This is a genomic window from Paraburkholderia madseniana (genome assembly GCF_009690905.1).
Taxonomy (GTDB): domain Bacteria; phylum Pseudomonadota; class Gammaproteobacteria; order Burkholderiales; family Burkholderiaceae; genus Paraburkholderia; species Paraburkholderia madseniana.
Genome location: NZ_VOSW01000006.1, coordinates 105,982 through 132,775, shown reverse-complemented (window position 1 = coordinate 132,775; position 26,794 = coordinate 105,982). Strand labels below are relative to the sequence as shown.

24 protein-coding genes, 1 pseudogene and 1 riboswitch are annotated in these 26,794 nt (G+C 59.0%); of the genes and pseudogenes, 12 read left to right on the top strand and 13 right to left on the bottom strand.

What is annotated here, in order from left to right:
* Positions 1-380 precede the first annotated feature (380 nt).
* The gene (locus tag FSO04_RS48240) at positions 381-503 is read right to left on the bottom strand and encodes a hypothetical protein (RefSeq protein ID WP_267905011.1); all 123 of its coding nucleotides are present in this window, start codon (positions 501-503) and stop codon (positions 381-383) included.
* A gap of 75 nt (positions 504-578) precedes the next feature.
* Here FSO04_RS48240 and FSO04_RS05265 point away from each other — a divergent pair, with 75 nt between their 5' ends.
* Positions 579-1,289: a hypothetical protein gene (locus FSO04_RS05265; RefSeq protein ID WP_154558693.1), complete on the top strand. Its 711-nt coding sequence runs from the start codon at positions 579-581 to the stop codon at positions 1,287-1,289.
* Positions 1,289-3,280 (top strand): phage NrS-1 polymerase family protein, encoded by a 1,992-nt coding sequence (locus tag FSO04_RS05260; RefSeq protein WP_154558692.1) that lies wholly within the window; start codon positions 1,289-1,291, stop codon positions 3,278-3,280. Before FSO04_RS05265 ends, FSO04_RS05260 begins: the two co-directional genes overlap by 1 nt.
* A gap of 346 nt (positions 3,281-3,626) precedes the next feature.
* On the opposite strand, the gene FSO04_RS05255 is transcribed toward FSO04_RS05260, so the two are convergent.
* The 4 genes from FSO04_RS05255 to FSO04_RS05240 form a co-directional block, all read right to left on the bottom strand.
* Positions 3,627-4,238 carry a hypothetical protein gene (locus tag FSO04_RS05255; protein WP_199203010.1) on the bottom strand — a complete coding sequence of 204 codons (612 nt, stop codon included), beginning with the start codon at positions 4,236-4,238 and terminating at the stop codon, positions 3,627-3,629.
* Positions 4,239-4,379: 141 nt separating this feature from the next.
* Positions 4,380-5,411 (bottom strand): HNH endonuclease, encoded by a 1,032-nt coding sequence (locus FSO04_RS05250; RefSeq protein ID WP_154558690.1) that lies wholly within the window; start codon positions 5,409-5,411, stop codon positions 4,380-4,382.
* A 72-nt stretch (positions 5,412-5,483) separates the two neighbouring features.
* On the bottom strand, positions 5,484-6,422 hold the full coding sequence (locus FSO04_RS05245) for a restriction endonuclease (RefSeq protein WP_154558689.1): 939 nt from the start codon (positions 6,420-6,422) through the stop codon (positions 5,484-5,486).
* Positions 6,423-6,471: 49 nt separating this feature from the next.
* Positions 6,472-8,229: an ATP-dependent nuclease gene (locus tag FSO04_RS05240; protein ID WP_154558688.1), complete on the bottom strand. Its 1,758-nt coding sequence runs from the start codon at positions 8,227-8,229 to the stop codon at positions 6,472-6,474.
* A 219-nt stretch (positions 8,230-8,448) separates the two neighbouring features.
* Between FSO04_RS05240 and FSO04_RS05235 the strand changes: the two are divergent.
* The 6 genes and pseudogenes from FSO04_RS05235 to FSO04_RS05210 form a co-directional block, all read left to right on the top strand.
* Positions 8,449-9,015 (top strand): annotated as a pseudogene (locus tag FSO04_RS05235) (recombinase family protein); the annotation flags it as partial.
* Positions 9,016-9,450: 435 nt separating this feature from the next.
* Positions 9,451-9,525, top strand: a riboswitch (SAM riboswitch).
* A 150-nt stretch (positions 9,526-9,675) separates the two neighbouring features.
* Positions 9,676-10,029, top strand: a complete 354-nt coding sequence (locus FSO04_RS05230) for a hypothetical protein (protein WP_154558686.1) — start codon at positions 9,676-9,678, stop codon at positions 10,027-10,029.
* Entirely contained in the window at positions 10,026-10,667 is a 642-nt protein-coding gene (locus FSO04_RS05225) for a hypothetical protein (protein ID WP_154558685.1), read from the top strand. The genes FSO04_RS05230 and FSO04_RS05225 overlap by 4 nt, the downstream gene beginning before the upstream one ends.
* Before the next feature lie 466 nt (positions 10,668-11,133).
* A complete protein-coding gene (locus FSO04_RS05220; protein ID WP_154558684.1) occupies positions 11,134-12,894 on the top strand; it encodes a hypothetical protein in 1,761 nt (586 codons plus the stop codon).
* Between the two features lie 208 nt (positions 12,895-13,102).
* A complete protein-coding gene (locus tag FSO04_RS05215; protein WP_154558683.1) occupies positions 13,103-14,104 on the top strand; it encodes an ADP-ribosylglycohydrolase family protein in 1,002 nt (333 codons plus the stop codon).
* A 960-nt stretch (positions 14,105-15,064) separates the two neighbouring features.
* Entirely contained in the window at positions 15,065-15,448 is a 384-nt protein-coding gene (locus FSO04_RS05210) for a YbjN domain-containing protein (protein WP_154558682.1), read from the top strand.
* 4 nt (positions 15,449-15,452) lie between these two features.
* On the opposite strand, the gene FSO04_RS05205 is transcribed toward FSO04_RS05210, so the two are convergent.
* Complete coding sequence (locus tag FSO04_RS05205; RefSeq protein ID WP_154558681.1) at positions 15,453-16,436, bottom strand: tyrosine-type recombinase/integrase; 984 nt, start codon at positions 16,434-16,436, stop codon at positions 15,453-15,455.
* A 139-nt stretch (positions 16,437-16,575) separates the two neighbouring features.
* The gene (gene moaC, locus FSO04_RS05200) at positions 16,576-17,055 is read right to left on the bottom strand and encodes a cyclic pyranopterin monophosphate synthase MoaC (RefSeq protein WP_154558680.1); all 480 of its coding nucleotides are present in this window, start codon (positions 17,053-17,055) and stop codon (positions 16,576-16,578) included.
* A 134-nt stretch (positions 17,056-17,189) separates the two neighbouring features.
* On the opposite strand from moaC, the gene FSO04_RS05195 reads away from it, so the two are divergent.
* On the top strand, positions 17,190-18,923 hold the full coding sequence (locus FSO04_RS05195; RefSeq protein ID WP_154558679.1) for a M48 family metalloprotease: 1,734 nt from the start codon (positions 17,190-17,192) through the stop codon (positions 18,921-18,923).
* A gap of 77 nt (positions 18,924-19,000) precedes the next feature.
* On the opposite strand, the gene FSO04_RS05190 is transcribed toward FSO04_RS05195, so the two are convergent.
* The 6 genes from FSO04_RS05190 to FSO04_RS05165 form a co-directional block, all read right to left on the bottom strand.
* Positions 19,001-19,573, bottom strand: a complete 573-nt coding sequence (locus FSO04_RS05190) for a DUF2946 family protein (RefSeq protein ID WP_154558678.1) — start codon at positions 19,571-19,573, stop codon at positions 19,001-19,003.
* Positions 19,566-20,660, bottom strand: coding sequence for a hydrolase (locus FSO04_RS05185; protein WP_233464748.1), 1,095 nt, complete (start codon positions 20,658-20,660; stop codon positions 19,566-19,568). The genes FSO04_RS05190 and FSO04_RS05185 overlap by 8 nt, the downstream gene beginning before the upstream one ends.
* Positions 20,661-20,764: 104 nt before the next feature.
* Positions 20,765-21,211, bottom strand: coding sequence for a nuclear transport factor 2 family protein (locus tag FSO04_RS05180; protein ID WP_154558676.1), 447 nt, complete (start codon positions 21,209-21,211; stop codon positions 20,765-20,767).
* Between the two features lie 177 nt (positions 21,212-21,388).
* The gene (gene waaF, locus FSO04_RS05175) at positions 21,389-22,414 is read right to left on the bottom strand and encodes a lipopolysaccharide heptosyltransferase II (protein WP_154558675.1); all 1,026 of its coding nucleotides are present in this window, start codon (positions 22,412-22,414) and stop codon (positions 21,389-21,391) included.
* Between the two features lie 276 nt (positions 22,415-22,690).
* A complete protein-coding gene (locus FSO04_RS05170) occupies positions 22,691-22,885 on the bottom strand; it encodes a zinc-finger domain-containing protein (RefSeq protein WP_007180502.1) in 195 nt (64 codons plus the stop codon).
* 77 nt (positions 22,886-22,962) lie between these two features.
* Positions 22,963-23,886, bottom strand: a complete 924-nt coding sequence (locus tag FSO04_RS05165) for a branched-chain amino acid transaminase (RefSeq protein WP_097390330.1) — start codon at positions 23,884-23,886, stop codon at positions 22,963-22,965.
* 192 nt (positions 23,887-24,078) lie between these two features.
* On the opposite strand from FSO04_RS05165, the gene FSO04_RS05160 reads away from it, so the two are divergent.
* From FSO04_RS05160 to FSO04_RS05150, 3 genes are all read left to right on the top strand, one after another.
* On the top strand, positions 24,079-24,825 hold the full coding sequence (locus FSO04_RS05160) for an AzlC family ABC transporter permease (RefSeq protein ID WP_154558674.1): 747 nt from the start codon (positions 24,079-24,081) through the stop codon (positions 24,823-24,825).
* Positions 24,822-25,145, top strand: a complete 324-nt coding sequence (locus tag FSO04_RS05155; protein ID WP_154558673.1) for an AzlD domain-containing protein — start codon at positions 24,822-24,824, stop codon at positions 25,143-25,145. Before FSO04_RS05160 ends, FSO04_RS05155 begins: the two co-directional genes overlap by 4 nt.
* 272 nt (positions 25,146-25,417) lie before the next feature.
* Positions 25,418-26,611, top strand: coding sequence for a phosphoglycerate kinase (locus FSO04_RS05150; protein ID WP_154558672.1), 1,194 nt, complete (start codon positions 25,418-25,420; stop codon positions 26,609-26,611).
* Positions 26,612-26,794: the final 183 nt, after the last annotated feature.

Here is a 26,794-nt window from a genome sequence, read left to right as displayed (position 1 = left end):
GGGTGAATGTGCACGGATAGCGGTACGACTGTGGCCGGATTTCTACCATCGCCCATCACTGCGCAACAACGGCTTCCTTCAATCGGTAGAACGTAGCAGTACGAACAGATGAAAGCTTTGCGTAACGATATTTGATTGGAGGATCAGTGAAGTGTTGGCGCGGTACGACACAAGACGCACGCTGTCAACCGTTTTGGTGGACAATGACGCCACTTTTTTGCTATAGTGGGCTTCTTCAGTGAGCGAATTGTTCACCGGATGTTGAACATCCTAAGAAGTCTTCTACTGAGTGACGTTCGCTAGTTATGCCGAACGCTTGCAACGCCGCAACTGCGTCTAGGTTGCGCGTCTATATGAATTTCCCTTAGCAGTTCCCTGACTTAGCCGGTGTCGCGTTTGCGCGAACCTTGGTTGTGCTTTGCCGTCTGCGCGAAGCGATGTCCGGGAACGTCCTTGGCAAAAGATTCGGCTTTCAAGCGTTTTAAGGTTTTCCCGTAGCGCATGCGACGTTCTCGTCGATGAGTGCGCGGTAAGACCGAAGGCTTGGAATGCTGACGTATAGACGCAGTACCTCCAAAATGAACCTGAAACATCAAAACCAACAAACAACTCAGCGACAAGCAACGACCCAACTTTCAACGCGCGCTCCCACCGCGAAAGGTTTTTACGTATTTCATCGCGCCGACGATCAGTTCGGTTCGGCAGTGACGTATTCATGGTTCAGAAACCGGACCACGAAGGTAGCGGAACGCACGACTGAATCCTTCCAAGAATTGGCGATGCGATGCCGCACACCAGAGATCAGAGCGAAGAACGACGGCGCGACATTTTCGCCGTTCACGTTCAGGCATCGTCATTTTCACGAATACGACGCGCGAGAATGCAGCTTTCTCGCATTCAAGTTCGAGAAGGTCCGAGGTTGCACGCAAGCCGAAGACATTCTCGCCTGCGTTGGTGGTCTTGCATCCTTCTTGTATAGCACCCACAACCACAGCGTGTCGGAGCAGCCGACCGGAAGCTATCAGTTGATCGTTGCACTTCGCACGCCAGTACCCAAACAGTATTTCAAGGTGGTCGCGATGAATTTTGCGACTCGGTTCTGCCGGTTGAGTGGAATCATCCATCCGGCCTACGCTTCATGGGATCAGCGAATTCAGTTTCCGTCTTGTCCCAGTTCGCTGGTAGGTGAGTTCGTAGCAAAATCCCAAGGTGGCCGCGCGCATGACTGGCTGCCGGACTTTCTCGAACGTCAAGCCCCGAAGTCATCCGAAAGTTGGGGTATGCAGTGATGGCGGCGCTTCTTCTCCAACAAAAGCCAGAAGCTCTTCCTGTCAACTTCGATGGTATCCCGTCATCGCTGAAAGAGTCCCCGCATTGGGTGCTGTGGCAATGGCACTATGACAGTGAAAGTGAACGCTGGACGAAGCCACCACGGCAATCCGATGGCCAGTTTGCACGCACGAACGATCCAGATACGTGGACGACGTTCGATAAAGTTCATCGCGCATATCTCGATGGTAGTTTCGACGGCGTCGGTATCGTTCTTCGTGATGATCTGGTCGGCATTGATCTTGACCACGTTCTCGACGAATCCGGCGAAGTCACACCACTGGCCGCCGAGATCGTCGAGCGTTTCGGTGATGCATACATGGAGAAGTCACCGAGCGGTGACGGTCTTCATATACTTACCCTCGGGACATTTCCGCGATCCGGCAAGGGCACTGAGCACAAGAATATCGAATGCTACCGTGAAGGCAGCAGTCGCTACTTCACCGTCACCGGTCATGAGTTAAGCAACGCGGCTGGCATCGTCCATCAGGCAGAAGCCCTTGACTGGCTGTACGAGACGCATTTCCGTAAATCTACGGCCGCGGCTGCGAAGCTGCCCACCGTTACCGATGGTGGCGTCACCAAATTAGTGGATGACGCAGTCATTCTGGCGAATGCGGCTCAAGCCGGTAACGGCCAACGTTTCCGCAAACTGTTTGATTACGGTGATTTCTCCGACTACCCAAGTCAGTCCGAAGCAGACCTCGCACTGGCAAACATGCTGGCCGGTGCGACGCAGGACGGCGAGACTCTGGACCGTCTGTTTAGGGTGTCGGAGCTATTCCGGCCTGAGAAGTGGGACAAATCACATACGGCTGACGGCCTGACCTATGGCCAGATGACCATCGCCAAGGCGCTGACCGGCAAGAACGCAACGAAACAAATTGAAGCTGCGGTCCGTACTGGTGGTTTCGTTCGCGCTGCCGATGCGATGGCCGAAACGCACACCGTTGAATGGCTGATCGACGGCGTCATGGAACAAGGCACGTCCTGCATGCTGTTCGGTGCATCGGGCAGCGGCAAAAGTTTCGTTGCAATTGACTGGTCGTGCTGTATTGTGACCGGCACTGACTGGCATGGTCAAGATGTCGAGCCGGGTGCCGTTTTCTACATCGTCGGTGAAGGTCAGAAGGGCTTTGGACGACGGCTGACGGCATGGCAGACGAAGAACAACGTGTCGTTGCAGACAGCACCGCTGTACCTATGGCAGGCTCCGATCCCGCTGTCTAGTGACGAAAGTGTGAAGTGGCTTGCTGCTGAGATTGCGAAGGTCGCATCCCCGAATAATCCGCCGCGAATGATCGTCATTGATACACTGGCGCGGAACATCGGCAACGCGGACGAGAACAGCAATCGGGACATGGGGCTTCTCATGAATCTGCTTGATACTCACCTGCGCCTTCCTTTCAATGCATCGGTCGTCATCGTCCATCACTCAGGGAACGGTGACAGAGATCGGTTGCGTGGTGCATCCGGCCTCACTGGCGCAGTGGACTATGAATATCGCGTGGACCGGAAGGGCGATGCCCGTGCTTTGGTCTGCAAAAAGAACAAAGAAGGTGAAGAAGGCGAAGATCGTCAGTTTCGGATCGAGCGCGTACCGCTTGACGGGAATATTTCGTCTGCTGCCCTTGTTATGCTCGATACGCCATCGAAGAACGCTGCCGGTGTGAAACTGCGTGCACCGTCAATTACGTGCCTATCTGTACTGAAAAGAATGACGGATGCCTGTGGTTTGGTTCCAAGCGATGAATTGAAGAAGGCCGTTGGCATTGGCGCTCCGGGACTGGTGGTTCCGAAAGAGAAGTGGAAAGACGAATCAATCAGTGCTGGCATCAGCGCAGGTACGACCGACGATGCCAACCGCCGGGCGTTTGATCGTGCCTTTGACCAGTTGGTGAACGAGGCCAATCTTGTCGGAAGCCACGGCGACTACGTTTGGGCGAAGTGATTTCGGCGGACAATCGGACAGGCAAAAATAACCAGTTGTCCTTCGATCTGGTCGTTGACCTAATCAGGACGGACAAGGACACACCCCTATAAAGGGGTGCCCGTCGTCCATAGGTGCGGATAGAAAATAATTTTTCTTCTTCTGTGGCCTAACAGAAATGGTTGCGCCCGTCCTGTCCGTTTTTCTGTGCTGTTGGTCACGCCTGTTCACCGCGAAGCGGCGCGACCGAAGGGCGCAATACATTACGTTCGATTGGTGCTGCGTGGTCCAGATGCCGAGCATTGACTCACGGTATCGCCGTAACAGGGACGGCTTCCGCTTCTCTTTGACGATACGAGTGATGCGATTAACTGTCCCAGCCATCTCGTTCCAAACCATCCAATATCGACTTATAGAACGCCAACCCCAATTCGCCATAAATCTGGATCGTCGCCAGTGAGATGTCTTGACCAGCATGTAAGCGCGGCACATCGTATGTTTGTTCCCGATTCTTCACCGCTCTCAAGCGCAACTCTGCCCTGACTGTTCGTCTGCGATAACCGGGTGGCGGGGGGACATCGACGGTCACGCCGCCGATCGTGATCCTCGGATTCCGAACGCGAAAGCTACTATCTGTAGTGGACACGTTCTCGAAGCCGCCCGGCATCACGCCCGTGGTGTCATCGTGCCGGTGTTCGTCTGCATGGCGTGCCTGAGATAAGTAACGTATCAACTCGTCCGATTTCAACGCGGCTTTCACCCGTTTCACATGGGGTGAGTTATAGAACTTGGGATCGCCCTTGAGTGCGGATTCCGTCTTGTTCCAGAATCGGGTAAGCCTGCCAATGAACTCCTTCCAGTGAGTGTCTTCGTCGTCCGGCCCGCTCGCGACCTTCAGGTTGTCAAGCGCCGTTTTGGCGAATGCCAGTTCTTTCCGTGCTGCTATCAGCTTCGTCCCCGCCACGCGAATCTCCCCCATCAATTCGTAGAAGCTGAAGAATACAACGGCGCGCAGTTCCGGTTCGCAGGGTCAATAGGGTGTGCCGTAAGCGAACCTGTAGGGTTCCGGTTCGGAAAGCGCGATCTTCCGGCCTTAACCGAACCGGATCACGAGAACTACTCAAACAGGGATGGCCACTGGTACCGATTGGCTAGATGCATCTTCGGGGGCTTGCCGCAGTAGAAAAGACTCCCATCGGTCGGATAGCGCGGCCAGATCGGGGCCAGACGTGCCGTTCAGGAAAAGGGGCGTGCCGGCGAATGCTTCGTAGCCCGCTGCACACACGTCGGGATGCAACTTGACGGTCAGGGTTGACGGATCGATTGCCAACAGATCGAGATCGAAGAGGGTGTGCAGGTCACTTCTAAGTAGCAGTCCGTTGTGCGCTCCGTTGTCATTCGTCTCGGCGTATGGCCGGATGTGAGCGGCTTCCACCAGTCCCGGAAAAGCACAACGACTTATCTGACAGGCGGCACCGTACCGGGCAATAAGCCGATTTCGAAACTTCGCCTGCCCACGTCTCTGATTCAATTCCCGAAGCACTCGTCTCCGCGCTTCGATGACTGAGTGCGGAGGATCGTCGTTCGTAGCGGTGCTCACGGTATCGATGTCGATGCCGATGACGAATTTTTTCACTAACGCGTTGCAATCGGGGTCATCTCGTAACCAGGGTTCGATCCGCGCCAAGTCGATTTCTTTAATCGACATTTGGTCATTGGGGCGAACTACCGCGGCAGCCAACCGATCCAGCGTCAGACCGGGCGGCGCTGACCGGAACGTTTCACCGTAGTGCGCCGCGAACGTATCGACCGTTACCGTCTCGCGTACTGGTTCTGAGAACTCATGTCGGTTTCGGCAGACCCACGGCGGTTCGATTGTCGTCCGTCGCTTGATGTCGCTGACTCCACAGATTGGACAACGCTGTCGCTCCTTCTCGCCCTTTCCGAGTTCAATACCGGTGATCTGCGCGACACCAAGCACCCCCGATGGTGAACGGATGATGACCACGTCGTCCTTGGCGACCTGTTGATGGTTGGCGACGAAACTGTCATATCGATAGACCTGAGACGGATCGTCCTGATAGCCAGTGTTTCCGCCGTATTGTCGGGCGCCGTCAACGGCGAGTAGGGACCATGCGCGTGGATTGCTCATTGATTTTTTCTTCTTCGTCGTAGATGCCGAGAATGCGTTAGCGAATTGCGCGAGCGACCGGTCGGCAGTTGGTCACAAGGCGTCACCTTCGAAGTAATCGGAATCGACCTTCTTCACCTGGAAGGTGCTGACCGTCGAAACGCCGACATTGTGGTCTACCATAAGCTTGACCAATTGATCGCCATCCACAAGGATGATCTTTGACGCGATGACGCCCGCGTACTCTTTCGCTTCGCGGGTGAACGTGGACGTAGTGATGAAAACGCCTTTGTTCGCTCGCTGTCCTTGCAGCGCCCCGGCAAATTTCTGGATTTCAGGGCGCCCAACCGCACCTTCCCACTTCTTAGCTTGCACGTAGATAACATCCAAGCCAAGTTTATCTTCCTTGATCGTTCCGTCGATGCCGCCGTCGCCGCTTCGCCCGATGACGCTTCCCGCATCTTGCCGAGAACCGCCGTAGCCCATCGCGACCAGCAGGTCGATCACTAATCTTTCGAAGAAGCTAGGTGTCGCAGATTTGACTTGGTCTAGCAACTCGGCTTCGAGATTGGCCCGTAATCGCTGGTATGCCTGTGCGAACGATTCTTCGGGCGTTGATCCGTCAATTTCAGGCGCGGTAACGCCGGGCTGCGACACCGGCGTTACCGTGGCTTGCGCGTCACCGGTCTTCTTCTGCCGGAATGTCGCGAATTCCGGGTATCGATCCAGTGTGCTGTTATCAATTCGGGCGGGACCTTGCGCAAGCAAGGCTTTACCGCGTTCAGTGATATTGAAGTAGCCGCGCTTTTTGGACTCAACCACGCCCGCTTGTTTCAGGTACGTTCGCGCCCAGCCCACCCGATTGTCAAATAACGGTGCAGTGCCACTTGGGAGAAGCGTGTTCCGTTCTTCATCGGTAAGCTGGTATTCGTCGGCGAGCTTCTCGACTATGCTGCGAAAACGATGTTCCTGACCATCGGCAACAGCACGAAGGACGGGCAGCATCAGGGTTTGGTAATCGGGTATCGGCATGGCGGTAATTCGCTCGCTTGCAAAGGGGGCAGTCGATCAACTGAGTCGTTCAACCGATGGGCCAGATGCCTGCAACGAAATCGCGCGCATCACGAAGCTCCGGGTCCGTAGCTAAATCTCGCTTCATTGCCTCATTGACCCATTTCGTTCCATGGCCGCCAATCGACTTGCAGAAGCATTCCATCTCGCCGACTTCTACGACACGAATCCCGATTTGGAAAAGGTATGCGTGCAGTCGTTGATACGCTTTGGTCGCATCTCCTGCCGGGACGAACGATTTGCCGGAGAGCTTGGCGAGCGCCCATGGAGAACCGCGTTTTACAACATTGCGAATTTTTTCAGCGTCGGCTTCGGAGATAACTTCTTTGGCTTGCGCAAGGACATCCGCGATCTCTTTCTCGACATCTGCTTTGGAAAGCTCCTTTTTCTGACCTTTCATCGCAGCGTGCAGTATGTTGAAGTCTTTCTCAACCCGGACCCAATCGCCGCCAAGACCCTCAACGATGCCTCGCAATGGGTGGTCCGAAGAGAGGATGTCAAAGTCAGCAACTACTCGAACAGGTACGCCAAGACACCGGAGGGCTGGAACAATTGTGCGGAAGCGATCTTTCCCCCCGACGTGCGCAAAGAGTACGTGTGGCCGCCGGACTTTAGGTTGATTACGCACCAGCGATTCCAGCACTGCCGAGTAAAACTGGCAATCAGTGTCGGCCTCGCAAAGCACTACTCCGTCGTGAAATACCCCGTCAAGCAGGTTCGAGTGTCGCAAAAGCGGGTCACTCCACAACGTATTGAGGTCGGTGCTGCTGAGTTCAATCGCGTGGTTCGAGTTGCCCTCGCGGGTGAGTCTTACTATCTTTACGTTTTTCGAATTTGCGTCCAAAACGCCGCGAAGAAAATCGCCGCTGTGCGTCGAGACGATGACTTGACGGCCTTTCGGCTTCTTGTTCGCCAGCAATGCGCCAAGGTATCGAGCCTGAGGCGGATGAAGAAATGCCTCGGGTTCATCCAGCAAGGTCACGAACGGCTTCCATACAAATACGCGCAACAGGCACCCGAGAAAGCTACGCATCCCATCACCTTGTTCGTGCGCCAGCGGTAGCTTAACGAGCCTTTCCAAATAGCCATTTGACACGCGGTCTTCGCCTTCATGCGGGACAGGTCGGTTGCCGCAGTGAAGCGGAATGGCTCCGCCATCGCCGCGATTCACGACGACATCCATGTTGAAGGCTTCGTGAAAGTAATTGGAGATTTCCTTCTCTAAATCATCGTCTCGATAAAGCTGTTGGATCGGATTTGAGATTGCGTCGCCGCGAGAAAAACTAATGGCTGTGGCTGGATTGGCTATATTGAGGCGCGTCTCTGTGTCTAACAGTTCGATGCAATGTGCGCCGAGTATCTTCTTCCGCCATACTACGTTACTTGCGAACCAACTCAGCGCCGTGCTCCGGGGATGCCGCGAACCACGGGTCGGTTGTTGCGGAGACGCTCCGGGAACATCGGTAATCGCGTCTTCGGATAGCAGCCATGATTCGACCGCTTGCAGGTTGGTCGTATGCGTATTTTCAACTGAACGCACAACCAGTCCTTCGTATTCGGCATTTCCGAACATATCAGTCGAGAAGTACGCACGTATGTCCTTCAGGGTGCGGCTCTTGCCGGTGTTGTTGCCACCGACAATTACCACTAAATCGTCTTCGCCGATCTGAAGGCTGGTCCCATCGTTGAACTTCAACGCCGTCAGTCGAAAACTAAACTCTTCAGTAGGCGTGGGTTCTGCGACCGTCATGACTGAGGTGATGTCCATCGATTGTGCCCGTTGCTAATGTGATTTGGTCTGTAGCAGGAAAGCTCACATGATACGCAAAAGGACGTTGGAACCCCTCGTTACCGTTGGTCGGTACCGGAAGGTGTCCAAAATGGAGCGCATTTGGACAGCCTAGATTCGCGTGTCCGAATCTCTGCTTGTATACGTATCGGACACCTGGTAACATTCGTACATCTCTTTCGGACACATGGGGTGCGAATGTCACGACTGTTTGCCTATTGCCGCGTCTCCACCACGGACCAGACGACCGACAATCAAGTAAAAGAAATCGAAGCGGCGGGATTCTCGGTCGCCAAGCAGCGCATCGTTGCTGAAACTGTTTCCGGTTCGGTCGCAGCGTTCGAACGCAAGGGCTTTGCCAAGCTGCTCGACAAACTGGAAGACGGCGATGTTCTGATCGTGACAAAGCTGGATCGTCTTGGGCGCAACGCGATGGATGTTCGCGCAACTGTCGAACGTCTGGAAGCCATCGGCGTTCGCGTCCACTGCCTAGCGCTTGGCGGCGTTGATCTAACAAGTCCAGCAGGGAAGATGACGATGCAGGTCATTAACGCCGTCGCCGAGTTTGAGCGTGACTTGCTTATCGAACGGACACATGCCGGTATCCGCCGTGCAAAGGCTGAAGGAAAGGCGTTCGGCAGACCTTCGGCGCTGACGGAAGTGCAGCGTGCTGTCGTGGTGGAGATGCTGAATGCCGGATTTCCCGTTGCGCAGATTGCACGCGAGATGAAAACCAGCCGTCAGACCATCATGCGCGTTCGTGAAGATCGATTGACGGTAAGTCCCGAGTTGGATGTCAGCGTCGGCGTTCCGCATCGAGCGCAGAAAAACGAATCTGTTGAGCAAGGCAGACTTGGCCCGGATGGTGTGCCTTGTGCGTTGATCGACTGGTCGGACCTTCGCGCATCGCGCAGGAAGGCAGCGAACACGCCTGAATGACGAACCGGTAATCACCGCATGCGTCGCCGTCAAGAACGTGATGCGCTCTCCTTGCAATTGGATTCAATCATCGCGGCGACCGGTTTCTCGCGTTCGACGCTGTCACGACTCGGTCAGGTGAAGCAAGAGACCGCCTGACGCCGCGAACCGCATACACCGCTTCGCCTGTAGTTGCGGCATTGAAAGTTCGATGGGCCGATGCGACGATACCCGTCGCCGGATTGCACCATAAGTAGTTGACATTCGCACACCGCCTTGCTACTTTGTCGCTGCCCCGATTTGACAGATCAGCTTGCGGGGGCGTTAAAAATACAGCTAAAGCGCGGACAAGAACCCGTTTTAGCGCAAGCTGAACGGGTTTTTTGTTTCACGTCGCGGATTTAAAGCACAACTTGCAGCGCGACTCACAAATTCTGCTAAAGCGTCGCCATGCCTCTCTACCCCGAAGGCCGGTGATCGCCGGAACCATCGGGGCGGGAGATGTCAATGACACAGCCACTACTGGGCGTTCTGCCCTCACTGGACAGCCTTTTTCATGGCTTCCTATTCCAACTGAATGCGCCTGAGAACCACGTACTGCTGACGGGGCTTCCCGGCACCGTGCGTCCCGGTTCGTTTCTCTTTGCGAAGCCGCGTGCCGAAGTGCGCGAAGCTATTCGCGCCCGTTGCACCAACGGTGTCATAGGCGGGTTCCGCATCATTCGCTCCGCGCACTGGATGAAGGAAGATTTGCTTCCGGTGTATGCCAACGACTTGCCTCACATCGTCAGTTTCTTCGCTGCCCTTGTTCCGTATGCCGAACATGAACGGTTCGAATCCAAGGGGAGGTTTGGGCAATGAAACCACGCTACTCTAACTATCCCATCGGCAAACTGCTTCTGCATGTGATCGATCAGTCGGGATTGTCCCCGAAGGAGTTCTTTGCTGAACTTGGTTTCAATAACTTTTCCAAGGCACTTGAGCGACTGGATTGCTGGCTTGCATATGGGGAAGGAAACCAGCTTCTGATTGAAAGACTTCAATCCAGCCGGTTCGCCATAGACAGAGATCGGCTGACAGCGGCGATGGCCGAAAACGATGTCTTGTTACAGCGAGAGCGTGAGGTCGTGGCCAGACGCGAGGAGGATGAAGCAAGACAGTCCTTTCGCCCTCATGTCGAGGTCATCCCGGAACTGTCACGCCCGACCCAGATAACGATGTTTTGCTTCACTGGTGGGAATCAGCGATTCAACATCGGACTGCCTGACGATATATCGGCATGGACTTGGGAAGACCAACTTGCCTATCTGAAACAGGTAGTACCTGAGAACTTTGCAAAACATCGAGGCCGGACTTTCTTTACGGGGTCCATCGTAGGCTATCTGTACCGCCCAACATTCGATGGCGACCCAATCTGGTTAACCATCACCGGCGAAATTGATACGCAAGGTGAGCCGATTTCGGCATCACGCAGCGTCGCATATCTTCGGTGGCATTGATCCGAAGAGGGATTGCGGCCTTACGTTCGATAGCAACGTGTTCCGATGTGAAAGTCAGATTTCGGGTGCTTTGGACCGGCTTCACGACGATGTGCCCGGAATCCTCTGCGCAGATGTCTTTCACATCACGCTGATTATCGCGAATGCTGTGGGTGATGGCCGCACCACAGCATTCATTCTATGAACTCTCGCCAACTGCCGCAACGGGGTATAGAAATCCCGATGTTTGCCGTTAGCGTGCGTAACGACACTGCTTGTGTCGGCATTCAGTTTGTAAGCCGTTTCCTATAAAGACAACTTGAGAGCAAAGGTCTACATGAAACAAAAAAGAGCAGAACGACAGGTGAAATCGGGGCTTCGTCTCACAGCAGTGGCAGCTATCGCAGTATCCGTCTTGGCTGCATGCGGTGGTGGCGGTTCAACCAGCACGACCGCATCCACTACGAGTAATGCGACGCCAAGTTCGTTGGCCGGGACCGTTGCGGTCGGTGGCGCGATCTCTGGTGCAAACATCACGGTAATCGACGCCAATGGCAAGAGCGTCACGACGACCAGTGACGCATCGGGCAATTACACAATCTCTCTGGCGGGGCTGACCGCGCCGCTGTTGATCGTCGCGTCCGATCCGACCGGTGTGCATCCGGCGCTGGCGTCAGTTGTTGCCAGCATCCCTACGGGCACGACAGCGCCTGTGATCGGGAACGTCACGACACTGACCACAGCCGTGGCAGCACTTCTCACGACGAGCGGGAACGCATTGGAATTGGCGGGCAGCGGCAGTCTGTCGTCGCTGGCGCAGACCGGTTCGGTCACGGCTGCCGTCGCCAAGTTGAATACCGCGCTGTCCAACATCCTGCCCGCGAATGGCATCAAGGCGGGTTCGTTCGATCCAGTCGGCACGATGTTCACGGCGAATCAGACCGGTGCCGATGCAGTGATCGATGCTGTACAGGTGGTTCCTGCGCCGAACGGCGGCACACAGATCATCTCGTCGGCGGCACCGTCAAACGGTATTGCGTTGAACCAATCGACATCGGTATCGACACCGCTGGCCGCGCCACCTGCATCAGCGGCGTATCTGTCGCAAGTCATGACGGTGCTCACGCAGTGCCTTGCAGGAACGTCTTCGGCCTGCACGCAAGCCGTTGATGCCAACTACAAGGAAAACGGCTTTACCACCTTCGCGACCGCGCACCCGAAGATTTCTGCGACAGGCGTGACGATTGGGACGCCGCAGACCCTTGAATTCTTCACTGGTACAGGTGGCGTTCAGGAAGCGCTGGTTTCGATCCCATACACGACAACCGGTGGCGTCGCCGGTACGGAATTGACCGTCGTCCAGCAAACATCCGGTGGGGCTTGGGACATCATCGGAAACCAGCAGCAATACAACGTCACCATCTCATCGTATCTGAGCCGCTGGCAGTTCCTTGATCCGAATGACGCGCAGTACAGCCGGTACGAATCTGGCCTGAATATCAGCATTCCGGTCGGTGGGCCGAATCCTGCGAACCTTGCTTCCGCTTCGGTAACGGGTCGGGGCATCAACGGTACTTTGTATCTTGTGCCGCGTACTGGTTCGGGGAACGGCAATCTCGCACTGACAACAAACGTGCAGACGGGTGTCCCCACTGGCGGTGTCACGTCGAGTTCGAATGCGAACACCTATCGATGGTCATGGCAGGCATTGCCCGGTGCGACTGGCACTTACAGCCCGCCGACCGGTAGACGCGGGTTCTATGCGCAGTCGCCGGTTGACTTGACCACGGTGCCGCAGTTCGCCACGTACACGGTCACGTTCTATGACTCGACCGGGACGCAGATCGGCCGGCCGACCGGCGTTGTGAATAGCACGCCACCGATAAGCGCGGCGGCGGGTGCTGGCGTTGCATGGCAGACCCTTGCGACCAGTGTGCAAAATGACTTTTTGACTCCGAGCGGCGCACTTGCGAGTGGACAATCGTCAGTTGGCCTTTCGTGGTCAAACATCGTTAACGGTCAGAACATCGCGCCACTAGTCTTGGCTACCCAGATTCAAGACAATCCGGGCACCGGCGTTACACCGCAAACCGAAGTCAATGGATTTTGGAATGGTCCCGCTTCGTTTGCTTCTTCAGGGCAGTACACATCATCAGTGACAGCCGGGATCGATCAATATGGCGTGCAGGAATGCAGCACAGCGTGTACGTTCCCTGCGCTACAAACCGGTGCGTCTCGCCTTGTGTAGTTGCGGTGGAGCGTCGGTGAAACGGAGTATGACAACAACTGGCGGTACATTGACTGAATGACCGTCGCGTGATGGACGGACGACTCGCGCATGACCGGCTGTTGCTTGGCAGGTGATGCCGAGTCGTCCGTTTTTCGTTTTATCGGCACGTTGCCCGTACCATCGCGCCAGCCGGTGCCGTAGCTACGTTTGTTGAAGGGGAGAATCAATGGGGAATGAAATGGGGTTCATCGGGCTGCGCGGATGCACTGATGCCCGAATTGCAGGGCTGGTCGGTCTGCTTGTCGGGGATGCGCTTGGCGTTGGATTTGAATTCAAGAAGCCGGAACAGATTCCGTCACGCGACCAGATTGAGATGACCACGCCAGTCGGCTTTAGGCGGTCACATGCCGGTGTGCCGGTCGGTACGTATTCCGACGACGGTGCGCAGGCACTTTGCCTGCTCGCCAGCCTTCTCGGATGTGGGAAATTCTCACTGACGGACTTCGCTGACCGACTGCTGCGATGGTTCGACGATGGGTACATGGCTGTTGACGGCGACGTTTTCGACTGTGGGATTCAGACCGCCGCCAGTTTGAACCGGCTTCGCGATGGTGTGTCACCGGGTGAATCGGGCGGAAAGGGTAAATTCGAAAACGGGAATGGTGGGATCATGAGAACGCTCCCGCTAGCACTTTGGCACACGGGGACTGACGAAGCCTTGGTCCGAGACGCCCATCTTCAGTCGTTACCTACGCACGCTCACCCGCGTTCCCTTGTCGCATCCGCGTTCTATGTTCTACTCGCAAAGGGTTATTTGCAGAAGCTCGCAGACCCTTGGTCACATGCGGACGGTCGTCTCGAAGTCATTTATGAGACATGGGCCGACAAGCAGGAGAGAGCCGCGTTCCTGAAGCAACTGGACGTGCTGCGACAGTTCCCGAAGACCGACACACCGCGTGGCAGCGGCTATGTTCTCGATACACTCTGGTCGGCGCGAAAGGCACTAGAAGAAGGATCGTTTGAAAATTCTATCCGTGCTGCGATCCAGTTTGGGAACGATACCGATACAACCGCTGCCGTAGCTGGCGGTCTGGCCGGTATCAAATTTGGCCTAGCTGGTGTTCCGCAGCGTTGGCTTGAACAGCTTCGGGGCTTCGACCTTGTTGAGCCGTTGATTGCTTCGTTTCTGGCGAGATCGAAACGTACTTCGAGTGTGTACGAACGATGAGCGGTGCTGGCCAGCGGTTTGCGTTTGTCACACACAATAAGCACGACTTTAGCGCTGCGGAACACCGCCTGATTCACCATTGTTCGGGATCGCGCTCATGTACAACAGGTTCGGGTCACGCTCCGCTGACGAGACGCCGCTGCTCATAAAGTCTGTCGTTGAGAATCACGGGTTCGCTTTCGCGGCGCATCCCCGTCTGTTACGTCCCGGTCTATTTGAGAGTCGGCATCTCGATCTGAAGGTCAGGTGCGCCGATAGCGACGCAGGTTGCGGCGGCGCCCATTTCGACGGCCCAGCATGCACAGCAGCGCCTCAACGCCTAGCACGAATGAAGTTATCAGGGCCACCGCGAAACCAAACGCGACGGTGAGCCGAACCACAACAGTAAAAAGCTCAGCCAATTACTTCTCCCGGTCGCGTCACCTTGCTCATTTCTTCATACTATTGCGCTTGCCATTCCGATACTGTCTTCCTATTGTGCCGACTTTTTAAATCGGGAAAACGCTACTTAACTTAGGCGAAATCGGTAATTTTTTCGATGCGCCCGTTCTGCAAGGCTACCGGGGCGGTGTGCGATGAAAAGCGGCGTTTTATAGGCTCTTTTCGGCGGAAGGATGACGCTTTTTTGCAACAGTTCCCTGACCATATCGGTCACGCGAACCATGCTTCCATATGCGTTCAATGCGGTCTGGCCGGTACAAATACGGCATCGATGGCATTCCGGCGCGATGGTTGGAACAGTTGCGGGGTTTCGACATCGGCGAACCGTTGATCCGTCAATTCATGGCGATGTCATGAGCGCATGCCGCATGGTGCTTTCGCTTCACGAGATTCCAAACTAACGGGAGAACCTATTTGACGAAAACCTTCGCTGAATCCGACATCACCATCGAAACCCTTGATTCACATCTCCGAGATAGCGGCTTGGTGCCCTACAAGGTGCAGTCTGACGGCATCTGATTGCGGACCGAGAACGGCATCGGCTATCGCATCTCACTCATGGCGGACCGGAAGTTCGTGCGGGTCAGCACGTACCTACCGCTGAATCGGCAGGCACCCATCACCCAGAAGCACGAACTGGCGCGGCGGCTGAATGAAGAAGTGTTCCTGCCGGTGTTCACTGTCGATCAGGACGAAGACCTGTCTGTGGCCTACGTCCTGCCTTACGCCCACGGCCTGATTGCCGGAAACTTCGTCGCCGTCGTCAATCGGTTCGCGTCGCTGCTGGCATTCATCGTCCAGACCTACAACGACGACGGCTTGATCGATTTCGGCGTGCCGAGTGTGGCGTCCGCCGCTGCCGACACTGGATCAGGGCCAGCCAGTGGCGAACTGGTGCACTGACGGATCAGCCTAGCTTTCGTGCCAAGTCGGCTGCGGATGGATGGTAGTACCGCTTCAACATCCCTAAGTTCCGGTGTCCCGACACCGCCGCGAGTTCAATCAAATTTGGCAACTTCTGCGCCAATCGTGTGATGGCCGTATGCCGAAGGTCGTGCCAGTGGAAGTCCTTGATGCCTGCACGTTTGCACGCCTTCCTGAAGGCAGCGTGTAGCGTGTTGCCTTTGACCGGAATTACCCAGCCATCGATGGAACGCGGTAGGTCGGCCAAGATGCTTACTGCCTTCTTGGACAACGGGACGGTTCGCGCTGTCCCGTTCTTCGTGATCGGCAAGTACGCGGTCTGGGCGTCGAGATTGACGTTCGACCACCGCAATTCAATCAATTCGCCGCGTCTCATTGCCGTTTCTAAGCTCAGGATTGTTGCCGGAAGCAGCCATACGCTCCGCCTTTCGGTCGGAATCATTGCAACAAGAAGGCGCGTTTCTTCGTCGGTGGTGAGCACACGATCTCGACCTTGCGGCGAAGGCGGTTTACGAACCAGTGTGACCGGGTTCGCAATGTTGATGTCCCACTCACGACGGGCGTGATTGATGATCGCCGATAGATACGCCAGTTCCCGAATTACTGTGGCTGGCTTCACTTTTTTCAGCCGTTCGTCCCGATAAGCCGCAACTGCCTTCGGGGTCAACGCGGTCATGCTGAGTTTCGCGAGTTTGGTGCGGCAGGTAGCGCGAAGCCGCGATATTTCATCCGCACCGCTGCGCCTTGTGGGGCAAACGTCGGTGATGTAGTGCTCAATGATGTCTTCGAGCGTGTTCGCTTCGGCTTCACTGCGACTGACGAAACTCCCACGATCCATCTCGGTTTCGACGGATCGCGCCCACTGTTCCGCATCGGCGCGGGTGTTGAAGGTCTTTACTTCGACCGGAAACCCCTTACGGCGAATGCGTACCTGCCATTTGTCTTTTCTGCGGTGTATAGCGGCCATTCCTGTTCCTAAGTGGAGCAGGATTGGAGCAAGATCGAGTTTTCGTATGTCAGCAGTCAGATTTGTAGCGATTCTGTCAGGCGATGGTTGCGCTGCAGAATCAAGCGAAGCGTCGAATTAAGACTGTAAAAACAATGTCTTAACTCTCCGCCACCCAATCCCCCGACTTCCCGCCGTGCTTCTCCAGCACCTTCACATCGGTGATCGTCATACCACGATCCACCGCCTTGCACATGTCGTACACGGTCAGCAGTCCGACCTGCACGGCGGTTAGCGCTTCCATCTCCACGCCCGTGCGTCCCAGCGTTTCCACTTGCACCGTGCAATGCACGCCGGGCAACGTTTCATCGAGCTCGAAGTCCACTTTCACGCGGGTCAGCGCGAGCGGGTGACATAGCGGGATCAGATCGGCGGTGCGCTTCGAGCCTTGAATCGCGGCGATGCGCGCGATTCCGATCACGTCGCCTTTTTTGGCGTTGCCATCACGGATCAGCGCGAACGTCTCCGGCAGCATGCGAATCGAGCCGCGCGCGATCGCGATGCGCTTGGTCTCCTGCTTGCTGCCGACGTCCACCATATGCGCCTGGCCGGCCGCGTCGAAATGAGTGAGTTCAGGCATGGTTGGGCTCCTTCAGAGGGCGCCTATCATAGCAGCGTGATTGGGCGAGTCGAGATGATTACAATCACCGTATGCCCGCTATCTTAGTCCGAGCGGCGGGCGCCGCTTTTCGACTTCGTCATATCGAGCTCGCGATGCGTTCGAAACGGTTTCTTGCTGCGTTGTTGTCTGTCGCGCTCGCGGCACCGCCGGGTGTGTACCCGCAATCGCGTGGCGCATCGAATGCGAACACCAACACGGGCACGACCCTCGCGCTCAACATACAGCCCGCCGAACCGCCGTTGGAAAGCGGCCCGGTCGAAACTTTTGCCGACCCCGTCGTGCCGCCCGACATCGCCCAAGGCGTATTTGGCGTCTATGGCGGCGCGCAGAACCGCTTCTCCGGCAACCCAGGCGCGACCACCAACTGGCGCACCCCGATCGTCACGCAGCAACTGCCCGACCTCGGCAATGGCGGCTCCGGCTCGCTGACGCCGCAAGCCGAGCGCAAGCTCGGCGAACGCGTGATGCGCGAGTTGCGTCGCGACCCCGACTATCTCGAGGACTGGCTCGTGCGCGACTATCTGAACTCGGTCGCCGCGAAACTCTCCGCGGCGGCGAGCGCGCTCTACATCGGCGGCTATCGTCCGGACTTCGAGCTGTTCGCGGTCCGCGACACGCAAATCAACGCCTTCTCGCTGCCAGGCGGTTTTATCGGCGTGAACACCGGTTTGATCGTGACGACGCAAACCGAGTCCGAACTCGCCTCCGTACTCGGTCACGAGATGGGGCACGTCTTGCAGCGGCACATTTCGCGGATGATCACCACCGGCGAGCGCAGCGGCTATGCCGCGCTCGCCGGCCTGTTGTTCGGCATTCTGGCGGGCGTGCTCGCCCACAGCGGCGACCTTGGCAGCGCGATTGCGATCGGCGGCCAGGCCTATGCGGTCGACAACCAGTTGCGTTTCTCGCGCTCCGCCGAGCATGAAGCGGACCGCGTCGGCTTTCTGCTGCTGGCCGGCGCCGGCTACGACCCCTACGCGATGACGACGTTTTTCGGCCGCCTCGATCGCGCGGCGATGAGCGACACCGGCATGCCGGCTTATGCGCGTACCCACCCGCTGACCGGCGAGCGGATCGCCGACATGGAGGACCGTGCGCGCCGCGCGCCTTACCGGCAACCGCATCAGACCTCCGAATACGGCTTCGTGCGGGCTCGGGCGCGCTTGCTGCAGGACCGCTCGCGCAGTGAATACGCGGACGAGGTTTCGCGCCTGCGCTCCGAAATCGAGGAACGTACCGCGGTGAACGTCGCCGCGAACTGGTACGGGATTGCGTATGGGCAGATGCTGCTCGAGCGTTACGACGATGCGGTGGCGTCGCTGGCTTCGTCGCGTGCGGCATTTGTCGCGGGCGAACGCGGTGAAGGCGAGCCCATGCGCAGTTCGCCGAGCCTCGACGTGCTGGCGGCCGACGTCGCACGCCGCGCCGGGCGTGATGACGAGGCGGCACGGCTGGCCGAGTTTGCGCAGAAGCGCTGGCCGCAGTCGAATGCCGCAATCGACATGCATATCCAGACCTTGCTGACCTTGAAGCGATTCGCCGACGCGCAGGCTTTGGCCCGGAAGGAAACGCGTGCACAGCCCGATCAGCCTGCCTGGTGGATGTATCTCGCGCAGGCAAGCGCCGGCAGCGGCGATGCGTTGACACAGCATCGGGCGCTCGCCGAAAAATTCGCGCTCGAGGGGGCGTGGCCGTCGGCCATCCGGCAACTGAAGGAAGCGCGGGATCTGAAGACGATCGGCTACTACGATCTTGCGACCGTCGACGCCCGGTTACATGAAATGGAGAGCCGCTATAAAGAGGAGCGGCTTGACGAGAAGAGTTAGGGGTTGCGGGCTTGCGCTATCCGATCGGAACGCGAGGTATGCAAAAGAACCAGGCGATAAATAAGCAGGCAAACGACCTAGACGTGTGCCGCCGGACTATCGACAAACCCAAACCGCGCGGCAACCTCACTTCGCTGCACGTCCTGCAAGGGCAACACAACCCCATTGTTCCAGCGAAACGCCCCGCTCATCGAGTCATCGCCCAACGCTGCGTGGTCGGAAAAAACCTCGAGGTCATGATCGTGCAAAACCGCGACTCTCGGCGGCGTCGAGCCATCGACGAACAGAATCCCACCTTCATCGTCGACAAACACGGCCGTTGGCTCGAAGGCCCCGCCGGCCTGGTCCGTCAAGGAAAGCACGCCAGCGGCATCGGCAGACAACCTCACCACCCACGGCGTATAGCCCAACTCGATATACACCCGTTGCGGGCCGTTCTGGAAAAACCACTGCCCGCGTTCGTCGGCGTCGTAATTCCGGTTGATAAACCCGAGCAACGCCTCGTGCCGGATCGCCGTACCTGGCGTACCGCTGGCCTGGGCGGCCTCATCCCGCATGCGCCAGTTACCGCGCCGGTCCAACATCAACCATCCCGTGCAACTCGGCACGTTCGGCCATTTGGCCAAGGCCTGCTTGACGATGTCATCCATGATCGACGTACTGCTCCAGATAGCCGAGCACGCGCCGCGACAACCAGTCGATGCGGCCCGGAAACGGCCCGGTCATAAAGCCGGCGTGACCGCCGTGTTCGGGTTGATCGAGTTCTACCGCCGCCGACACCTCGTGCCTTGCCGGTAACGCTTCGGCCGGCAAGAACGGGTCGTTGCGCGCATTCAGCACCAGAGTCGGCACTGCGATCCCGGGCAGCAACGGTCGTGTGGTCGCGCGGCTCCAGTAGTCGTTAGTATCGCGAAAGCCGTGCAGCGGCGCTGTCACCACGTTGTCGAAGTCGTACATTGTGCGGCTCGCCAGCATGGTGTCGCGGTCGAACAGTCCCGGAAATTGCGCCAGCTTTTGCTCGGCCTTCTGCTTCAGCGTCTTCAGGAAACTGCGCGTGTAGATCATGCCGAAGCCCTGCGACAACGCGCGGCCGCCGGCGTGCACGTCGATCGGCGTCGAAATCGCCGCGGCGGCCGCGAGCACCGGCGACGCATCTTCGCGCCGCTCGCCGAGCCAGCGCAGCAGCACATTGCCGCCGAGCGACACGCCCGCCGCCACGATCGGCCCGCGATGCGTGGCGCGCAAGCGCCGCAGGATCCAGTCGACTTCGTTGCTGTCGGCGAGATGATAGAAACGCGGCAAGCGGTTCAATGGCCCGCTGCAGCTACGAAAGTGCGGCACCACGCCGTGCCAGCCGTACTCGCGCGCGGCCGCCATCAACGTGGCGGCGTAGTGCGACATGGAACTGCCTTCGAGGCCGTGAAATAGCACGAACAGCGGCGCGTCGTCTGCAGGAATCCTGGCGGGCGTGGCAGGGGCGAGCGCTGAGGCAGGCGTGCCGTCATGCACCACCCAATCGAGATCGATGAAATCGCCATCCGGCGTATCCCAGCGTTCGCGCCGGAACGCGATCGCCGGGCGGCGCGCAAACAGCGCCGGGACAATGGTCTGCACATGCCGGTTCGGCAGCCAGAGCGGTGCGCGGTAGAGCAGCTCGACGGTGGCCCCGACGGCGGCCGTGGCGCGTGCTGCGCCGGCAGAGGCGGATTGATGGTGCGTCGTCTCCCAATCCCCCATGTGGGAATCGTTCGGGACGGATGACTTCCTGCGGGGCGTGCTCATGCCAGCGTCAAAACAAAAAGATAGAACCGGTGAAACAAGCGAAATGCGCCCGTCAGGCGTCAGTGCAGCGACCCCTGGCCATGCCGCATCTTGGTCGCGAACTGACTGGCGGCCTCGTTCGGCATCGGACTCGCGTGAATATGCGCAATGCGCCATTCGCCGCGCTCGTGGACCATCACGTAAGTGGTGAACACCATCGTGGGCGCCGCCTTCGGATCGGCCGGGCGGTGCGCTTCGGCAATGGCGTAGACGACGGTGCCAAGGCTGTCGTAGACGCGAATGTCGAGAGGTTCAATCGAAACGGGCGAGGTTTCGAGCTGGATTTGCAAGCCGGCGCGAATGCTGTCGAGGCCGTGCAGGTGGGAGCCGTCGGCGCAGATGCAACTGACGAATTCCTCGTCGATCCACAGGCCCATCAAGCTGTCGATATTCACCTCGGCGATGGCCTGGTAGTAGGCGTTCAGCGTATCGGCGGCGGCTTCGAAGATATGGGCAAAACGTGGCATGGCTCGTCAGTCTCTTGTGCGCGGCGCGCGGTTGCGGGGCAGCGGTCAGCGGGACAGTCCGGAGCACCGGACAATCGCACCCAAGCGCGAGGATGCCCGCGCCGCAAGGCGCGAACATGACGCGACGCGCTCAGGGCGTGCGGTGTTGCGTGCAAGTATCAGCCGAATCAGTTTGGTTCAACGTTGCGCAAGCAACATGCCGCGCAAATCGCCGAACACCTGCTCGGCACTCAACTGCTTCAGGCAGTTCAGATGCCCGAGCGGACACTCGCGCTGAAAACAGGGGCTGCATTCGAGATGAAGCCATTGTACCTTCGCGAGCTCGGACAAGGGCGGCGTGTGGCGCGGATCGGTCGAACCGTACACGGCCACCAGCGGCCGGCGCAGCGCGGCGGCCACGTGCATCAGGCCGGAATCGTTGGTGACGACGGCGTTGGCCCGCGAGATCAGCGCGCAGGCCTCGCTCAGCGCGGTCTGGCCGCACAGGTTACGCACGTTCGGCGCTTTTTCGGCGATGGCCTGGGCAAGCGGCGCGTCTTTCGGCGAGCCGAGCGCGACGATCTGCGTGTAGGGGAACGACTGGCCGACGATCTGCGCGAGCGATGCGAAATGCTCGGGCGGCCATCGCTTGGCCGGACCGTACTCGGCACCCGGGCAGAACACCAGCAGCGGCACACGCGTATCCAGATTGAAGCGCGCCGAGACCCGCGACGCTTCGTTCAGATCCGCGTCGAGCCGCGGCATCGGCAGGTCGTCGGGGACCTTGGCGCCTTGCGCGTAGGCGAGGGCGGCGTAGTGGCCGACCATCGGCGGGCGTTCATCTTTGCGCGGATTCCCGTGGCGCACGTTCAGCAAGCCGTAGCGGCTCTCGCCGGTGTAGCCGATGCGCAGCGGAATGCCCGCCATCCACGGAATCAGCGCCGACTTGAGCGAATTCGGCAAGACATAGGCCGCGTCGTAGCCGACATCGCGCAAGTCGCTCGCGAGCTGCCAGCGGCGCAGCATCTGCAGCTTGCCGTGCGCGAGGTCCGTTGCGTAGACGTCGCGGATCTCGGGCATGCGTTCGAGCACGGGCGCGACCCACGAGGGCGCGACCGCGTCGATCACGATGCGCGGATGCAATTTCACGAGGCGCGCAAACAGCGGCTGCGCCATCAATGCGTCACCGATCCAGTTCGGTGCGATAACCAACGCGCGACGCATCAGAGTGGGTGTCCGGTGTCGAAACGAAGCGCCGCGCGAACCATGCGCGTGGCGTTCGATTGGGTAAAAGGGGAAAAGCCGCGAGCCTTGCGGCGCGGATCCGGCATGACTGGTCCCGCCGCGGCTGCGGCGTTGCTGCGAAGCGATTGCGTTGCCGCCACCTGCTGCAAAAGCTCAGCCGGTCCGTCACATGCCGAATCAGGCAGCAGGCGCGCCAGCAAAGAGGGCCGCAAGCAGCGCCGCAAACGATCAGCGCTCAGTGCGCAGTGCTCAAGATCAGTGACCCTTGACCACTTCGCCGTCGCGCAGCTTGTAACGCGTGCTGCAATACGGGCATTTCGCTTCGCCGTGCGTGACGTCGATAAAGACACGCGGATGCGCGCTCCAGCGCGGCATGGCCGGGTTCGGGCAGTACGCCGGCAGATCCTTCGCCGACAATTCGACCAGCGGCATTTCCTTGATTTCGCTCATGGGGACTTTCTCGTTGTATGCAGGGTGCATGCGTTGCGCCGACAAAAGGCTCGGGCCAAAGGCCGGCGCAGCGCGCGTTAGATCTTGGTGAGCCAGTGCGCGTACTTGTCGCTCTTGCCATTCACGATATCGAAGAAGCCGGATTGCAGCTTCTCGGTGATCGGGCCGCGTGCGCCCGAGCCGATCGTGCGGTTGTCGAGCTCGCGGATCGGCGTGACTTCCGCGGCGGTGCCGGTGAAGAACGCTTCGTCGCAGGTATAGACCTCGTCGCGCGTGATGCGTTTTTCGATCACCTGGATGCCCGCGTCGCGCGCCAGCGTGATGACCGTGTCGCGGGTGATGCCGTCGAGGCACGACGCCAGGTCCGGTGTGTACAGCTTGCCGTTGTTCACGAGGAAGAAGTTCTCGCCGGAGCCTTCCGACACATAGCCGTCCACGTCCAGCAGCAGCGCTTCGTCGTAACCGTCGGCAATCGCTTCCTGGTTGGCGAGGATCGAGTTCACGTACCAGCCCGACGCCTTGGCGCGGACCATCGACACGTTCACGTGATGGCGCGTGAACGACGAGGTCTTCACGCGGATGCCCTTGGCGATACCGTCTTCGCCGAGGTAAGCGCCCCACGGCCAGGCGGCGATCGCCACGTGGATCGTGTTGCCCTTGGCCGACACGCCGAGCTTTTCCGAGCCGACCCAGATGATCGGGCGCAGGTAGCAGGATTCCAGCTTGTTTTCACGGACCACTTCGCACTGAGCCGCGGCCAGCGTTTCGTGGTCGAACGGCACGTCCATCTGGAAAATCTTGGCCGAATTCAAGAGGCGCTTGGTGTGTTCCTGGAGGCGGAAAATCGCCGTGCCGCCGTCAGCCGTCTTGTAGGCGCGTACGCCTTCGAAAACGCCCATGCCGTAATGCAACGTGTGGGTAAGCACGTGGATCTTGGCGTCGCGCCAGTCGATGAGCTTGCCATCCATCCAGATCTTGCCGTCGCGATCGGCCATTGACATACGATTCTCCAGCGGTGCGGTGAAAGAGCGTTATTTTAGCGTCTTTTGCACAAGGAACGGGCATTTGGCCGCATCCCGGGCGCTATAATTCGGCGCACGCATAATTCAAATCCGGATGCGCCAGCGGGTGCTTGACGACCTGGCGCCGACCTCCCTTCGTTGCGCCGCCGCTTGGCGCCCGCGTTTCGCCTCATGCTCGCTCGCTTGTCAGATACCGATCGCCGTTCCTTCCGTGAGGGCGCGCGCGACTATTCGCCCACGCTGATGGCGATCTTCTCCTGGGGCCTCGTCACCGGCATCGCAATGAGCAAGTCCGTGCTCACGCTGCCGCAGGCGCTCACCATGTCGCTGCTCTGCTACGCCGGATCGTCGCAACTGGCCGTGCTGCCGTTGCTGGCTGCCAAGCTGCCGATCTGGACCGTGCTGCTCACCGCCGCGATGGTCAATACGCGTTTCGTGATCTTCAGCGCCGGTCTCGCGCCGCATTTTTCCTATCTGCCGATGTGGCGCCGCATCGTGCTCGGCTACTTCAACGGCGACGTGATCTATCTGCTGTTCCAGAAGAAGAGCTTCCAGACCGGTTACGTGCCGGGCAAGGAGGCGTACTTCTGGGGCATGGCGGTGTGCAGTTGGTTGTCGTGGCAGGTCTCGTCGATCGTCGGCATTCTGCTGGCGAGCCTGATTCCGGACAACTGGGGCCTCGCACTGGCAGGCACGCTGGCGCTGCTGCCCATCATGGTGTCGGCGATCGCCACGCGCTCCACGCTGGTCGCGGTCAGCATCGCCGGCCTGGTGTCGCTGCTCGCTTTCGACCTGCCGTACCGGCTCGCACTTCCGCTCGCGGTAATTGCGGCGATTGTCGCCGGCAGCGCGGCCGACCTGATGGTCGAGCGCGCCGACTTGCGCCGCATCCGTAACAGCGCCGGAGATTCCCAATGACATCCACGCAGATCTGGCTGGCCATTATCGGCATGACCTTCGTCACCGCGGTGACACGCGCGATGTTTCTAATCGGCGGCGAGCGCACGGTTTTGCCGGAGCGCGTGCAGCGGATGCTGCGCTATGCGCCGGCTGCGGCGCTTGCCGCCGTCGTGCTGCCCGATGTGCTGGCGACGCCGGAGGGGCTCTCGTTCGCGCCCTCGAATCACGAGTTTTACGCGACGCTGTCCGGTCTGGCGTGGTTTATGTGGCGGCGCACCATGCTTGGCACGATTGTGGTGGGAATGGCCGTGTTCACGCTCTTGCGCCTCTTCATGTAATTGATTGGATCGAAAATGCTGCACCGCGACATGCGCGGCGCATTCTTCAAATACGGGACATTCGCCTGGTTGCGGGTCAGAAGGCCGTGTGGATAAGTTAAAATGGCTGTTTCCGGGATAAGCGCGCCGCTGCATGGCGCGACCGCCGCGGCTTAGCCGCCGGCGCCCGACTCAGTGGAGCCGCTGCCGTGCCGAAGCGCTGGAGTTTGCCGCGCTTGAGGTCCAGCGCGTCGTCCGCCACCGCCTTCCCATCAACTCGCACATACACGCCCATGAACAAGGTATTGCGTCTCTCCGATCTGATCGCCGAAGGCAAGCTGTCCGGCAAACGCGTGTTCATCCGCGCCGATCTGAACGTGCCGCAGGACGATCAAGGCAACATCACCGAAGACACCCGCATCCGCGCTTCCGTGCCGGCGATCAAGGCCGCGCTGGACGCAGGCGCCGCCGTGATGGTCACGTCGCACCTGGGCCGCCCGACCGAAGGCGAGTTCAAGCCGGAAGATTCGCTCGCGCCGGTCGCGAAGCGCCTCGCCGAGCTGCTTGGCCGTGACGTGCCGCTGGTCGCCAACTGGGTCGAAAACGGCGTGAACGTCGCGCCGGGCCAGTTCGTGCTGCTGGAAAACTGCCGCGTCAACAAGGGCGAAAAGAAGGATTCCGACGAGCTCGCGCAGAAAATGGCGAAGCTCTGCGACGTCTACGTGAACGACGCATTCGGCACTGCGCACCGCGCCGAAGCCACCACGCACGGCATCGCCAAATACGCGCCGATCGCTTGCGCCGGCCCGCTGCTGGCGGCAGAGCTCGAAGCGCTCGGCAAGGCGCTGGGCGCGCCGAAGCGTCCGCTGGTGGCGATCGTCGCCGGCTCGAAGGTGTCCACCAAGCTGACCATTCTGAAATCGCTGGCCGACAAGGTCGATCAGCTGATCGTCGGCGGCGGCATCGCCAATACGTTCATGCTGGCGGCCGGCCTGAAGATCGGCAAGTCGCTCGCCGAAGCCGATCTGGTCGCCGAAGCCAAGGCCATCATCGACGCAGCGAAAGCCCGCGGCGCCTCGGTGCCGATCCCGACCGACGTGGTGACGGCGAAAGAATTCTCGCCGACTGCCAAGGCTGAAGTGAAGGCTGTCGCCGATGTAGAAGACGACGACATGATCCTCGACATCGGACCGGAAACCGCCAAGGTGCTCGCCGCGCAACTGGAAAAAGCCGGCACGATCGTGTGGAACGGTCCGGTCGGCGTGTTCGAATTCGATCAGTTCGGCAACGGTACGAAGACGCTGGCTGACGCAATCGCCAAATCGTCGGCGTTCTCGATTGCAGGCGGCGGCGATACGCTTGCGGCGATTGCCAAGTACGGCATCCACGACAAGGTCAGCTACATTTCGACGGGCGGCGGCGCCTTCCTCGAGTTCCTCGAGGGCAAGACACTACCCGCTGTCGCAGTTCTGGAATCGCGGGCTTAACGTGGTGACGCGCTCCCCCTCAGCGAAGTCTGCAAAAGCGCGCGGCGGCAAGCCGCGCAACACCACAGCAGCAACGGCAGGGGGGGGGGGGGGGGGGGCCGCCGCGGCGACGGCCGGGGGTGGGGGGGGGGGCGGGGGGTTGTGGGCCGGTGGGGGGGGGGGGGGGGGGGGGAGGGGGGGAGG